General features: G+C 37.3%; 14 protein-coding genes and 1 tRNA gene. 4 read left to right on the plus strand and 11 right to left on the minus strand.

The window, feature by feature from the left end:
• Positions 1–130: 130 nt before the first annotated feature.
• Entirely contained in the window at positions 131–1,462 is a 1,332-nt protein-coding gene (locus IGL86_RS09510; RefSeq protein ID WP_033625609.1) for a hypothetical protein, read from the minus strand.
• Positions 1,463–1,574: 112 nt separating this feature from the next.
• Entirely contained in the window at positions 1,575–2,126 is a 552-nt protein-coding gene (locus IGL86_RS09515; RefSeq protein ID WP_002362234.1) for a helix-turn-helix domain-containing protein, read from the minus strand.
• A 213-nt stretch (positions 2,127–2,339) separates the two neighbouring features.
• Between IGL86_RS09515 and IGL86_RS09520 the strand changes: the two genes are divergently transcribed.
• Together IGL86_RS09520 and IGL86_RS09525 are read left to right on the plus strand one after the other, a co-directional pair.
• Complete coding sequence (locus tag IGL86_RS09520) at positions 2,340–3,047, plus strand: AzlC family ABC transporter permease (RefSeq protein WP_002356628.1); 708 nt, start codon at positions 2,340–2,342, stop codon at positions 3,045–3,047.
• Positions 3,034–3,360 carry an AzlD domain-containing protein gene (locus IGL86_RS09525; RefSeq protein WP_002362235.1) on the plus strand — a complete coding sequence of 109 codons (327 nt, stop codon included), beginning with the start codon at positions 3,034–3,036 and terminating at the stop codon, positions 3,358–3,360. The genes IGL86_RS09520 and IGL86_RS09525 overlap by 14 nt, the downstream gene beginning before the upstream one ends.
• Positions 3,361–3,409: 49 nt before the next feature.
• Here the strand turns inward: IGL86_RS09525 and IGL86_RS09530 are convergent.
• Positions 3,410–3,482, minus strand: a tRNA-Thr gene (locus tag IGL86_RS09530).
• Positions 3,483–3,640: 158 nt separating this feature from the next.
• Between IGL86_RS09530 and IGL86_RS09535 the strand changes: the two genes are divergently transcribed.
• Positions 3,641–3,877, plus strand: coding sequence for a hypothetical protein (locus IGL86_RS09535; RefSeq protein WP_002381528.1), 237 nt, complete (start codon positions 3,641–3,643; stop codon positions 3,875–3,877).
• A 73-nt stretch (positions 3,878–3,950) separates the two neighbouring features.
• On the opposite strand, the gene IGL86_RS09540 is transcribed toward IGL86_RS09535, so the two are convergent.
• The 8 genes from IGL86_RS09540 to IGL86_RS09575 form a co-directional block, all read right to left on the minus strand.
• Positions 3,951–4,223, minus strand: coding sequence for a membrane protein (locus tag IGL86_RS09540; RefSeq protein WP_002356625.1), 273 nt, complete (start codon positions 4,221–4,223; stop codon positions 3,951–3,953).
• A 105-nt stretch (positions 4,224–4,328) separates the two neighbouring features.
• Positions 4,329–4,958, minus strand: a complete 630-nt coding sequence (upp, locus tag IGL86_RS09545) for a uracil phosphoribosyltransferase (protein ID WP_002356624.1) — start codon at positions 4,956–4,958, stop codon at positions 4,329–4,331.
• Between the two features lie 131 nt (positions 4,959–5,089).
• Positions 5,090–6,328 (minus strand): serine hydroxymethyltransferase, encoded by a 1,239-nt coding sequence (glyA, locus tag IGL86_RS09550; RefSeq protein ID WP_002356623.1) that lies wholly within the window; start codon positions 6,326–6,328, stop codon positions 5,090–5,092.
• Between the two features lie 75 nt (positions 6,329–6,403).
• Complete coding sequence (locus IGL86_RS09555) at positions 6,404–7,426, minus strand: L-threonylcarbamoyladenylate synthase (protein ID WP_033625648.1); 1,023 nt, start codon at positions 7,424–7,426, stop codon at positions 6,404–6,406.
• A gap of 43 nt (positions 7,427–7,469) precedes the next feature.
• Positions 7,470–8,303, minus strand: a complete 834-nt coding sequence (gene prmC, locus IGL86_RS09560; protein WP_010707255.1) for a peptide chain release factor N(5)-glutamine methyltransferase — start codon at positions 8,301–8,303, stop codon at positions 7,470–7,472.
• 1 nt (position 8,304) lies between these two features.
• Complete coding sequence (prfA, locus tag IGL86_RS09565) at positions 8,305–9,369, minus strand: peptide chain release factor 1 (RefSeq protein WP_033625647.1); 1,065 nt, start codon at positions 9,367–9,369, stop codon at positions 8,305–8,307.
• Between the two features lie 11 nt (positions 9,370–9,380).
• Positions 9,381–9,965, minus strand: a complete 585-nt coding sequence (locus tag IGL86_RS09570; protein WP_002356618.1) for a thymidine kinase — start codon at positions 9,963–9,965, stop codon at positions 9,381–9,383.
• 226 nt (positions 9,966–10,191) lie between these two features.
• A complete protein-coding gene (locus IGL86_RS09575) occupies positions 10,192–11,709 on the minus strand; it encodes a flavocytochrome c (protein WP_002356617.1) in 1,518 nt (505 codons plus the stop codon).
• 369 nt (positions 11,710–12,078) lie between these two features.
• On the opposite strand from IGL86_RS09575, the gene IGL86_RS09580 reads away from it, so the two are divergent.
• Complete coding sequence (locus IGL86_RS09580; RefSeq protein WP_002385738.1) at positions 12,079–13,494, plus strand: Ktr system potassium uptake protein D; 1,416 nt, start codon at positions 12,079–12,081, stop codon at positions 13,492–13,494.
• Positions 13,495–13,513: the final 19 nt, after the last annotated feature.

The raw sequence follows: 13,513 nt of genomic DNA on the forward strand, positions 1-13,513 counted from the left end.
TTAAAAATGAAACAATTGATTAATTTTTTTTGAATCTTCGAAAAAAAAAAACAGCTTTTCATAAAAAAATACTTGGAAAATCAGCCACAATCACTGTTTTTCCAAGTATTTTTTTATGAATATTTGTAAATTATCGTTTCTTTTGACGAAAAACGACCACGAAATAAACTGCAATAAACAATAACACTAAGAGCGAGTTACTATTTTTAATGAAAGTTAAAAATTGACTTGTTTGCATTGAAATGCCTTTGCCGCCAGTCAATTCTAATAAAAATTGTGTCGTGCCACCTTTGCCTACTACAGTGACTAACATAAGCGCCATCAAAATAAATTGATGGAATAAACTCCCTTTTGTTTGTGTTGTATATTTGATAAGGATGCGGCTATCTTTAGGCAAATCTGTCTCTTGATAATATCGCCTAGCTAAAAAGCTATTCAATGTGCTTTTGAAAAAACTCAAGAGAAACAGGCCTAAAATAGTCCACGAGGTAAAAAGGAATATTCCCAAACTTCCCGCCAGACCAATCATTGGTATGTTGTTTGACCATTGTTTCGTTTTACTAGCTACAATCATTGCAAAAATCATCCCTAAAACATAAGGTAAATAGAGATAGATACCCATATGAGCTCTGCCATAAACCCCTGCAACATAAATGGAACCAAATAAAAATAAATAGTTCCCGACAATCCCGTTAAGCAAGGTCGCAAGATTCATTTCTAATGATACTTTATACGCACCGCGTTTGCCATAATGACTAACGAAAAGGACAGCCACCACAAAGAAACAGCAGGCGCCAACAATCGCATAATCAAATTCCACCGCATTCGTTAATAAGCGACCACTTCTTAATAAAAGTAATAACACAAAAAAGATAACAAACAGAATTAATTCTTTTCGTGAAACTTCTGCTGATTCTTCTTCTAGCTCGTTTAATGAAACAGGATAGCTCTTGATTGCTACTAAAGCAACCAGAAAATAGAGCGCGTACACCAATAACGCCAGTCCAATCTCAGTCGCTTTAAAAAATAAAGCGCCAAATAAAACAGCGGTCAATAAGACTGTCGTTAAAAGATTGCTATGACTGATTTTTTGACCTTCTTCTTTTAAGAAAAAGCGAATTGATTGATTACTTGGTGGCAACAATGCCCCACTAAGTCCTAACAACATTCCTGAAATACTATAAAGCGGGAAAGAAAAAGCGCCGGCGATCCCAATTAAGGAGCCTGCCAAGCCTAACAATAGAGAAATCTTTAGTAGACCTAGACTAGTTAAAGACAAATTAATTCCTCGAACCAGAAAAATGCCTGTCATACGCAATGTATAAAATAAGACAAATGGTAAAATTGTTAAAAGGTTGTGTCCATCACTCAATTGAATGTAAAGTAAATAAGGCACAACAATAATCGTATTACTTAGTAAACTTAATGCTGTATTACCAAGACTTTCAATTTTTTTATTCATTTTGACCTCTTCTTTTATCTTTCATTTTCTATTATTTTTAGGGTAGCATTGTTTACTTTTTTTGTCCATAAAATAACAGATGTAGCAATTTCCTAATATTTATTTTCCACTGTTACGTATAATAGTTAATGACGACAGCTTGGACTTTCTCTGTTCCATCATTTATATACGTGTGTACTTGATTAGCATCAAAATACATAGCGGCGTCTTTTGGAAGAAGGTATCTCTGACCGCCCACTTCAAGAGCTAATGCTCCTTGAATAACCATGACATATTCTGTCGAACGTTTTGAATGCCCAACAGCTTGATACTTTTTCCCTGGATCTAATTCAAACTGAAAGAGTTCAAAGTTTCTTTCCTGGTTGTCCGAGTAGTAATTAAAGACTCGATAGGAGTGATCTTCAGAATGTTGTGTTACCGTCTCAGTTTTTTTAACCACGGGATTTTCTTTAACATAGTCATCTTCTAATAAATACGTATATGGAACATTGAGTCCATTACTTATTTTCCAAATTGTATTTATGGTAGGATTGGTGGTTCCTTTTTCAATCTGCGAAAGCATCCCTTTACTCACTCCGGTTATCCCAGCTAGTTCATCTAACGTAAGTTTTTTTTCTTGTCTAATTTTTTTTAAATTATTGCCAATAATTGTATTAATCTCCAAAATAGTTGCTCCTTCTGTTTCTTTTTATTATCCAAAAGTTTAATATATTGAACAAAAGTATTCTTTATTGTATTATACAATATATATCTTAGTTGTTCAAAAGGAGTGGTTAATAATGAAAACGCTCATTCGCTCGTTGTGTCTTATTATCGAAGGTCTAGATTTTCATACACACGTGTTTAAATTTTATACAGAAAGAAGGAAAAAAAGAGAATGAACCACCAATTAGATGCACGCACTGGCATTCGTGAAGCCTTGCCAACGGTTTTTGGCTATATTGGTATTGGCATTGCTTTTGGTATCGTAGGACAAGCAGCAGGTTTTTCCCCTCTTATTGTTAGTGCGATGTCGTTTTTTATTTTTGCAGGATCTGCTCAGTTTGTAACAGTTAGTATGTTGACTGGTGGCAGCCCTATTTTATCCATTGTGTTAGCGACTTTCTTAGTAAATGCGCGTATGATTCTTATGGGAATGACCATTGCGCCTTACTTTAAAGCCGAATCTCTCGGTAAAAATCTCTGGTTGGGAACCTTACTGACGGATGAAAGTTTTGCACTAGGAATGAATAAATTAAACCACACCAAAGGACGTTTAAGTTTTGAGTGGTTTAATGCTGCCAATTTGATTTCCTATGCGACTTGGGTTTTTTCGACGATCATCGGTGCCTATCTAGGGCGCTTTATTGCAAACCCTCAAGCATTAGGTCTTGAGTTTGCGGTCGTGGCTATGTTCATTGGTTTACTCTATCTGCAGATAATTAGTGATCGTTCCATGAAAATCGCTTTACAACTCATCATGGTCCTGATTACTTTTGGTTTGATGTCTATTGGTCTAATTTTTATTCCCAGTAATTTAATTGTCTTAGTTGTCACGTTAATCGGGTGTGGAATAGGAGTGATGATAAAACATGCCTTCTTCTGAGTATCTCTTTTTAACAATTTTAGGCTGTACCGTTGCAACCTGGCTTTCAAGAATACTGCCATTTTTACTTTTAAAAAAAATCAGTCTGCCACAGAAATTATTAGAATATCTAAGTTTTGTTCCCATTGTGATTATGTCAGCCTTATGGTTTAGTAGCTTATTTGAACAAAGAATTGGGCATTTACCAAGCCTCAATCTTCCTTATTTATTCGCTTCATTTCCTACCATTTTAGCCGCAATACTTACTAAAAACTTATTGCTTATTGTACTGGTAGGCATTGCTTCATTTGCACTAATCCAAAATTTTATCTAAAAAAACAGACAGGCACTACCAGATGGTAGTGCCTGTCTGTTTTTTTAGATGCCAGCTGCAGGGATCGAACCTGTGACCTACGCGTTACGAGTGCGTTGCTCTACCAACTGAGCTAAGCTGGCCTGAAACAAATCTATTATAGGACTTTCTACTTTATTTGTAAAGTCTGTTTGTTATTTATTTATGCAAAATCTCTTTAAAATAAGCCAAATAGCGACTTTACAAACTTTTTTCTGAAAATGTGGTATAATAGAGATATCAAGAAAGGATGGTTTTTTGTATGTCAAATTTTAATGGTATGGTTACTCCTGTTGTTCCATCGGATGCTGGTAAGGATTTCGCCGTTGACACCCATGTTACTTTTCTTGTTCACGGACAGCCACAAACAGGCGTTGTTACGAAACAATTAAAAAATGCCGCTGTCGTCGAAATTGACGAAACGCAAAAAAACAATCACTTAATGGTGCACAGCAATGGTGTGATTGTTATTAATTACAAACAATTGAAAAAGATTTAATTCTTCAAGCGTGGGAAATTTCCCCCGCTCTTTTTTATGTACAGAATTGGAATACTTTCCAATTCGTCGGAAACTATAATGCTGTAATAAACGCAAAAAACCCAAAAATAATTCCGGGAACATTAGCAAAAATAATGGACTTATCTCGTGTTTCTCCATCGTCTCCATATAACCCATGAATCGTCCAAAAAATACAATTAATCATTGCCACTAATGGTTGCGTCGGATTGCCTTTTTCCCCATGTAAATTTCCATAAATTTGTGGAATATATGAAACATACATCAAAACTGACATCACACTAGCAATCACAGCGATAGCGTGTAAGACTTTTTTATTCTTTTTCATAGCTACTCCTTTGTTTTTTTATTTTTTATTATACCCCTAGAAAAGTTCTTTAAGCAAAAGAAAACCGTTAGTAACCATAATCGGTTATCTAACGGTTTTTTGTTATTATTTTGTTCCGAATAAACGGTCACCAGCATCCCCTAAACCAGGAACGATATAGCCGTCTTCGTTTAAGCGCTCATCTAAAGCTGCTGTATAAATATCTACATCTGGGTGCGCTTCTTGTAAAGCTTTCACACCTTCTGGAACGGCCACTAGACATACAAATTTAATGTTGCTAGCACCACGTTCTTTTAAGGAATCGATGGCCATAATTGCGGAACCACCTGTTGCTAGCATTGGGTCAACAACAAATAATTGACGACTTGCAATGTCTTCAGGTAATTTCACGAAGTATTCATGTGGTTGCAATGTTTCTTCATCACGGTAAAGTCCAACGTGTCCAACTTTCGCTGCTGGAATTAATTCTAAAATCCCATCAACCATGCCAATTCCGGCACGTAAAATAGGAATGATTGCTACTTTTTTCCCTGAAAGTGTTTTTTGTGTTGATTTACCCATCGGTGTTTCGATGACAACATCCTCTAAAGGCATATCCCGTGATACTTCATAAGCCATTAACATAGCAATTTCGTTGACAACTTCGCGGAAAACCTTTGTCCCACAGTTCTTTTCGCGAATCATTGTTAGTTTGTGTTGAATTAGCGGATGATCAATTACTTGAAATTTTCCCATATCTATTCTCCTTCATTATTTTATTCTTTCTTATTGTAAAACAAAAGAGCCTAGGACACAAGTTGAATTCCTTAAATCCTAAGCTCCGACTCTTATTTGTACAGAGAATCGCGCTTCAGCTATCCCTGATGTTAGTTATATAATGGATATTTTTTAGTTAGCGCTGCTACAGCTGCTTTGACTTCATCATGAACTGCTGTATTTTCTGGATCTTTTAAAACTTGAACGATTAATTTAGCAACTTCTACCGCATCTTCTTCTTTAAAACCACGTGAAGTAATCGCAGGCGTTCCAATACGGATACCACTTGTTTTAAATGGACTTAATTGTTCAAACGGAATTGAATTTTTATTGACAGTAATATTTACACTATCTAAAATAGCTTCTGCTTCTTTTCCATTTAAACCAAAACCTGTCACTTCGATCAGTAATAAGTGGTTGTCTGTTGCCCCACTAATTAAACGAGCTTCTGGCGCTTGATTGAAAACTTTCGTCATCGCTTGTGCATTTGCAATCACTTGCTGACTATATTCAGCAAAACTTGGATCCAAAGCTTCTTTAAAAGCTGCGGCTTTTCCGGCAATCACATGTTCCAATGGACCACCTTGAATGCCTGGGAAAATACTACTATTTACTTTTTTCGCCAATTCTTCGCTATTTGTCAAAATTAAACCGCCACGAGGACCACGCAATGTTTTATGGGTCGTACTTGTTACGATATCAGCATACGGAACTGGATTTGGGTGCAACCCTGAAGCTACCAAGCCTGCAATATGCGCCATATCAACCATTAACTTGGCATCTACTTCATCAGCGATTTCACGGAAACGTTTGAAGTCAATCGTTCGTGAATACGCACTTGCGCCAGCAACAATTAATTTTGGACGATGTTCTCTTGCTAAAATTCGCACAACATCGTAATCGATTACTTCTGTTGAAGGATCCACTCCATAACTGACAAAATTATAGGTTTTGCCACTAAAGTTAACGGGCGAACCATGTGTTAAGTGACCACCAGCTGATAAATCCATCCCCAAAATGGTATCACCTGGTTCAACCAATGAAAGGTATGCCGCTGTATTGGCTTGAGAACCTGAATGGGCTTGTACATTCGCAAATTTTGCACCAAATAATTCTTTGGCACGATCGATAGCTAAATTTTCTACGATATCGATAAATTCACAACCACCATAGTACCGTTTGCCAGGGTAACCTTCTGCGTATTTATTCGTTAAAATACTTCCTTGGGCAGCCATAACTGCTTTTGACACGACATTCTCAGATGCGATTAGTTCCAAGTTATTTTCTTGGCGCTCTTCTTCTCTTGCAATTGCATTCCATAAATCTGGGTCATACGTTTTGTAATCCATTCAAACAACACTCCATTTTGTTTTCTTTTGTCTGATTGTATCATACTTCTGTGTCAGCTTCGTTACAAATACCTCTTATTTTTCAAAAAATTTTTGATTAGCTGATTTTTTCAAGCGATTCATGTAAGCAGTGCCTAAACCAGTTTCTGCAAATCCTTGCGCAAAAATCGTGGTAGCTCCTTGCTCATCTAACGCTCTTAACCCTGCAAATAGTTCTTTTGTGGCATTTTCAACCGTTTCTGCACCATAAGAATAAACAAACGCATTTTCTGTATCTAGTTGTGCTGCCTGTTCATCACTTAAAAATAAGCCGATTTTTTCCTGTTGTTCTTTTGCTTGCTGAATCGCCGCTTGCCATTCTGCTGTTTGACCGCTTATAATCCAAACTTCCGCATCAGGAGAATAGTGTTTGTATTTCATCCCTGGCGCTTTGGGTGCTGCATTTTCGCTAATTAAATGTGTATCGATTTTCACTTGGGGAATAATGCTTTCCAACTGCTCTTTGGTAATTGCTCCTGGTCGTAAAATAACTGGCACACCATCTTCCGCCGTTAAATCTAAGACCGTTGACTCCACCCCAATCTGCGTTGGGCCATCATCTAATATGGCAGCAATTTTCCCCTGCAAATCATGATAAACATGCTCTGCAGATGTTGGACTAGGCTTGCCAGAAGTGTTCGCACTTGGTCCGACCAATGGAACATTGGCTTGTTCAATCAAAGCTAAGGTCGCTTGGTTATCTGGCATACGAAAAGCGACTGTCTCTAAACCACCTGTTACTGTTTTAGAAAATGTATCGCTAGGCACATTAAAAATTAAAGTTAATGGTCCCGGCCAAAAGGCAGACACCAATTTTGTAGCGACTTCTGGTAAGGTCGCTACGTATTTTTTGACCATTTCAACGTTGTTCACATGAACAATCAATGGATTATCACTGGGGCGGCCTTTTACTTGGTAAACTTTTTTTACTGCCGCTTCATTTAAGGCATCGGCACCTAAGCCATAAACAGTTTCTGTTGGAAAAGCCACTAGCTCGCCTGCTTGAATGGCTGCTGCTGCTTGGGCTATTTCTTGTTTGGTTAATTTTTTTGTTTCCATTGCAAATCGCTCCTTCTAGAAAAGTGGCGACGAAGAACCTTAGTTACTCGGCTATCGCGAGGCGATCGTTGCCAGATAAATCTTTTTCAATTTTAATTGTTTTTTGTGGATAGGCGGCGCTCAATAATTCTTGGAGGGCTGCGCCTTGTTGAAACCCTATTTCAAAATAAATTTTACCGTCTGCTTTAAGCATCGTTTGACTTTCATGAATTAATTGTTGGTATAAAGCCAAACCGTTATTTTCAGCGAATAAAGCGGTTTTAGGTTCATACGTTCGGACACTTGCATCCATTAAATGCCATTCTTGTTCACTAATATAGGGCGGATTAGAAATAAGCAGATCAATTTTTTCAGAAGCAACTGGCTGTAAGCCATTCCCATGATAAAATTCGATGCCAGCACCTAATGCTTGCGCGTTTTGTTTAGCGACAGTCAACGCTTTCTCTGAAAGATCAATGGCAATAACTCGCCAGTTGGGCCGTGCCAGTTTCAAGCTAATCGCAATGGCACCTGTCCCTGTTCCGACATCCACGACCGTCAAAGGAGTATCTGGATTGGCTTTTAAGCAACGCTCGACTAATTCTTCTGTTTCTGGCCTAGGAATCAAAGTATGTTCATTAACAATAAAGGAATGTCCATAAAATTCAGCTTGTCCTAGTAAATATTGTGCTGGGTAATCTGTCAATAATTGGGCTAAATCCGTTTTTAATTGTTCCTCTTCTTCTTTGGGCATTTCTTCTTGCATATGCAGGAGCCACTGCGTTTTATCCCAACCTTTACGTTCTAAAAAAACATAGTGAATAGCATAGCCTTCTTTGCCTTGCGCCTCTAAAAAAGAAGAAGCCCAGTTAAGGACTTCAAAGTAACGTTTAGCCATTTTACATCTCTTCTAATTTCGATGTTTGATCATATAAGACTAATGCATCAATGATTTCATCTAATTTGCCAGCAAGAATCTGGTCTAGTTTTTGGATGGTTAAACCAATACGATGATCCGTTACTCGATTTTGTGGGAAGTTATACGTTCTGATTCGTTCTGAACGATCTCCAGTCCCCACCGCCGATTTACGGTTAGCATCATATTCACTTTGTGCTTCTTGTTGAATTTGGTCATACACACGAGCACGCAAAACTTTCATTGCTTTTTCACGGTTTTTTAGCTGTGAACGTTCATCTTGCATTGCGACTACGATTCCTGTTGGTAAATGGGTTAATCGAACAGCCGAAGCGGTTTTATTGACGTGCTGTCCACCAGCGCCACTTGCATGATAAATATCGACACGGATATCTTTATCAGCTAATTCGATTTCGACTTCTTCCGCTTCCGGCATAACTACAACGGTTGCTGTCGATGTATGAATCCGTCCTTGTGATTCTGTTGAAGGAACTCGTTGCACGCGGTGAGCGCCACTTTCATATTTTAATTTTGAAAAGACGTTATCTCCTGAAATCATCATAATTACTTCTTTATATCCACCGATTCCAGTGACGTTCGCTTCTAAAACTTCCGCTTTCCACCCTTGTGCTTCTGCATATTTTTGGTACATATTAAATAAGTCGCCAGCAAAAAGTGCGGCTTCATCGCCACCGGCTGCACCACGGATTTCCATGATGATATTTTTATCATCATTTGGGTCTTTTGGTAATAATAAAATTTTAATGCGGTCTTCTAACACTTCTTTTTCTTTTTTCAAATCAGAAAGTTCTTCTTTCGCCATTTCGGCCATTTCCGCATCTAAGTTTTCACTTAAAAGTTCTTCGGCATCGCTAATCCCTTCAACAACTTGTTTATATCGGCGATAAACCTCAACCGTCTCACGTGTATTAGCTTCTTCCTTCGATAATTCCATGAAACGTTTTGTATCGCTAATGACTGCTGGGTCACTTAATAATTCGCCCAATTCCTCATAGCGATCTTCAATAGATTGTAATTGATCGTACATAGTGTCTCTCCTTACTGTTCTTCATTCACTGTTTTTGGATGAAAATAATGTTTGCGACAAACAGGATAGTAGGCTTCATTCCCACCAATTTGGACTTGATCCCCTTCATAAACGGGTTTGCCATCAATATAGTGCAAGTTCATAGTTGCTTTTTTATGACAGAACCAGCAAATCGTTTTTAATTCTTCTAATTTGTCTGCATATAAAAGTAAATACTTTGAGCCTTCAAATAATTCATTTCTAAAATCATTCTTTAGCCCAAATGCCATTACTGGAATATCTAATTCGTCAACAATTCGTGCAAATTCAATGACATGATGCTTGTTTAAAAATTGACATTCATCGACTAATACGCAAAAAGGTTTGTAAGACAAATCATTAATCAAGTCAAAGACATTGGTTTCTTCAAAAATTGGAATAGCATCTCTGCGTAATCCGATGCGACTGGATACTTTCCCGACACCATCACGTGTATCTAGTCCACTGGTCATCAAAACAACTGGTTTGTCTTGTTCTTCGTAATTGTGTGCTACTTTTAAGATTTCAATGGTTTTACCACTATTCATTGCGCCATACTTGAAAAATAATTGAGCCATGTTCACTACACCTTTCCGTTAGTTCCTTACGTATTTTACTATATTTTCAGCAAAAAAGCAGTATTTTTAGCTAAAATGGTCGTGCATTTTTCTGAAAAAAACAGAATCTACGCCAAAGTCATTTTAGCAGAGCTGTTTATACTACAACTAATGATCCTGCTAGTATGCAATAAAAAAGCCCGAAATTGTAGTTATTTGACTACAATTTCAGACTTTTTAATGCTAGTTATTTTTGAGCAGAGGCAAATTCTGCTGATTGCGTACCTGCTTGACGACCATAAATGATAATATCGGCGATGGCATTGCCTCCGATACGGTTTTGACCATGTAAGCCACCTGTTAATTCACCAGCAGCATATAGACCTTTAATTGGTGTGCCATCTTCACGTAAAACTTCTGTTTTCGTGTTGATTTTCACGCCACCCATTGTGTGGTGAATCCCTGGTGCAATTTTAATTGCGTAGTAAGGGGCTGTGCTTAAGTCAGCTTCCATGCCAGTTGTCCGGCCAAATTGTTTGTCATCTTTGGCATTAACATCTTGGTTCCAAGTATCAATCGTTGCTTTCAATGTATCGGCAGGCATGCCAATTTTTTCAGCTAATTCTTCAATCGTTTCACCTTTTTCCACGAAACCTTTTTGATCATAGAAATCAATGGCTTTTGCACGGTCGCGAACGCCTTGGTCAAAGACTAAATAAGCTGATTTTTCTGGTAAGGCATTGATTGCTGCGGAAACTTTGTCGCGTGTATCTAACTCATTAACAAAACGTTCTCCTTTTTGAGAAGCCAAGATTGCGCCTTCTCCACGAACTGCTTCACCAATTAAGAAAGCATCGCTTTGTTGAACAGTTGGGTGAATTTGAATTTCTTTCATATCTACTAACGCACCGCCAACTTTTTGAATCATTTGGATACCGTCACCTGTTGTTCCTTCTTGGTTCGTTGTAACATAGTTTTTCAATTCTGGTTTGTATTGTGTAATTAATTTTTCGTTGGCACCGAAACCACCTGTTGTGACAACGACTGCTTTTGCTTTAACTGTTTTTTCTTTATCATCTTTCATTTTCACTTTTACGCCATCAATTTGACCGTTTTCTTCAACTAAGTCTGTCACGTCAGCATCAACAAACAATGGAATTTTTTCTTCGCGAACGTTACGTACTAAACCGTCAACTAGATAGCCCCCAATTGCTGATCCGTCAGCAGGTCGGTGTGTGCGTTTTTCGCTCATTCCACCTGTAATCGTTAAATTGCTCAATGTAATTCCTTTTGTATCTAACCAATCAATTGCTTCAGCTGAATGATCAACAAAATAACGTAGTAATTCTTGATCGTTGGTTCCTTTACCGCCTTTTAGTGTTTCTTCAAAGAATTTATCGTTGCTATCTTTAATGCCTTCTTTTTCTTGGAATTTTGTTTGTGAAGCATTCATTCCTGAAGAAGATTTAATTGTATTCCCACCTGCAACAGGCATTTTTTCTAAAATAACTGGATTCATGCCAGCTTCTTTGGCTTGTAATGCAGCGGTCATCCCCGCACCACCTGAACCAACAATAACAACATCATAACTGTCTTTTAGTTCACTTGGATCTGTATAACCATTAGCAGAGGCACCAGATGTTGCTTCTGTTTTTTCAGAAGATGCTTTTGTTTTACCAGCAGCTTTTTCTTGATCGCTTGTACAACCTGTTGCTGCACCTAATAATAACCCTAGGGAAAGAACTCCCATTAACACTTTTTTCATTGTTTTCCCACCTTATAAACTATTGATTTCTACCAACACAATTTCTTATTTTTCATTTGAATAAAAATAACAGTTTGTTACATAAAGTGAACACATTCACATATCAACCGAAATAAAAAAGCTACCACTACTTTTTAAAGTTGTATCGTTAGACAAACTGACCAATTAGCAATAAGTTGTTTGGGGAACAACCTATTTTTCTATTCTTTCATAAAATATCATGTTCTCGCTTGTTTGTGGATGTTTTCCAATTATTTCTAACGAATTTCTTATTTTTATTTGTCATTTCAAGGATTTTCTGGCAGAATTATTCGTTTGAGGCGAAAAGTTTTGGTATACTTAGTTTAATTAGAATTGGGAGGTTATCTAGTGAACCATACACGTTTGCTGTGGCTGGCACAGCGAAAAAGCGATCGATTTATTCGCAAAAATTTTTCATCTATTCAAATCATCGTCGCTTACTACATATTAATGACGGTTATTTCTTATTTATTGTTTTGCCTCCCTATTTTCAGAGAACCTGACTCGCATGTTCCTTTTATTGATTTATTTTTCTTAGCAATCAGTACAGTCAGTGTTACTGGACTCACCACAGTCGATATTAATTCGGTTTTTAATGATCGTGGGATTGTCTTATTGGAGGTTCTTTTCCAAGTTGGTGGCTTAGGGATTATGATGATTTCAACGGTCTTTTTTATTTTATCAAAACGGCGAATCACATTAAAGCAACGTCAGTTAATTATGACTGACATGAATCAGCCGCGACTGAGCGGAATTGTTCGACTGATCCGCACCACTTTTTTGATTTTAATTTGGTTCCAAGTAATCTTCGGCTCGCTCTTTTCGCTTTATTTTTATATAAGTGGTTATTATACGAACTGGCGAGATGCGATATTTTATGGCTTTTATCAAGCTATTTCTGCAGTGACTAATTCAGGCTTTGATATTTCAGGTGATTCAATTATCCCTTTTGCTCATGATTATCTCTTTTTACTGGCAATTATGTTCTTAATTTTTATCGGCGGAATTGGATTTCCCGTTTTACTGGAAATTCATGAGTGGTTACATTTTAAGAAAAAGAACTTTCGCAAGAAGAAACGAGGCTTGCCTTTCCGCTTTTCATTGTTTAGTAAAATTGCTTTGCTAGCGTTTATTGTTCTGTTCATTGGTGGGACTATTTTGATTTACTTATTAGAAAAAGATCACCTATTTTTGACAATGAATGAAAGTGGCCGTTGGGTAAGTTCGATGTTTTATTCGATGACTACACGAAACGCTGGCCTCCAAATTAATGATTTAGGGGACTTCCAAATCACAACATTGATTATTTTTTCTGTGTTAATGTTTATTGGTTGTAGTCCTAGCTCTGTTGGTGGTGGTGTTCGAACAACGACTGTTGCGATTATTGGTTTGTATTTGTTAGCCTTTTTAAAAAGTGAAGATGATATTAGCGTCTTTAGCCGTAAAATAGATGACGATGATGTCAAAAAATCGATTGTCGTCTTCATGTTATCTTTGATTATGTGCTTTTTCGCTGTCGTCTTTTTGTCAGCCACTGAAAATCTGCCCTTGATTTCAATCATTGTGGAAGTCGCTTCTGCCTTTGGGACAACCGGTCTTTCTTTAGGCATTACAGACGATTTAACAACAGTAGGTAAATTAATGATTGCCTTATTAATGTTTATTGGACGTATTGGTATGCTTTATACCTTAATGATTTTTGTACCAAAAGAAACACGTGACTTAGGCTACGAATACCCTTCAGAAAAAATTATTATTGGATAAAAAAAACAAAGCCTCTCAA

The organism is Enterococcus sp. DIV0774, assembly GCF_050539095.1.
Taxonomy (GTDB): domain Bacteria; phylum Bacillota; class Bacilli; order Lactobacillales; family Enterococcaceae; genus Enterococcus; species Enterococcus faecalis.

Coding starts and splice junctions, on each gene's coding strand:
- IGL86_RS09510 (WP_033625609.1), bottom strand. CDS start 1,462: ATGAATAAAAAAATTGAAAGTCTTGGTAATACAGCATTAAGTTTACTA.
- IGL86_RS09540 (WP_002356625.1), bottom strand. CDS start 4,223: ATGAAAAAGAATAAAAAAGTCTTACACGCTATCGCTGTGATTGCTAGT.
- IGL86_RS09520 (WP_002356628.1), top strand. CDS start 2,340: ATGAACCACCAATTAGATGCACGCACTGGCATTCGTGAAGCCTTGCCA.
- prfA (WP_033625647.1), bottom strand. CDS start 9,369: ATGTACGATCAATTACAATCTATTGAAGATCGCTATGAGGAATTGGGC.
- IGL86_RS09575 (WP_002356617.1), bottom strand. CDS start 11,709: ATGAAAAAAGTGTTAATGGGAGTTCTTTCCCTAGGGTTATTATTAGGT.
- IGL86_RS09535 (WP_002381528.1), top strand. CDS start 3,641: ATGTCAAATTTTAATGGTATGGTTACTCCTGTTGTTCCATCGGATGCT.
- prmC (WP_010707255.1), bottom strand. CDS start 8,303: ATGGCTAAACGTTACTTTGAAGTCCTTAACTGGGCTTCTTCTTTTTTA.
- IGL86_RS09555 (WP_033625648.1), bottom strand. CDS start 7,426: ATGGAAACAAAAAAATTAACCAAACAAGAAATAGCCCAAGCAGCAGCA.
- IGL86_RS09570 (WP_002356618.1), bottom strand. CDS start 9,965: ATGGCTCAATTATTTTTCAAGTATGGCGCAATGAATAGTGGTAAAACC.
- glyA (WP_002356623.1), bottom strand. CDS start 6,328: ATGGATTACAAAACGTATGACCCAGATTTATGGAATGCAATTGCAAGA.
- upp (WP_002356624.1), bottom strand. CDS start 4,958: ATGGGAAAATTTCAAGTAATTGATCATCCGCTAATTCAACACAAACTA.
- IGL86_RS09525 (WP_002362235.1), top strand. CDS start 3,034: ATGCCTTCTTCTGAGTATCTCTTTTTAACAATTTTAGGCTGTACCGTT.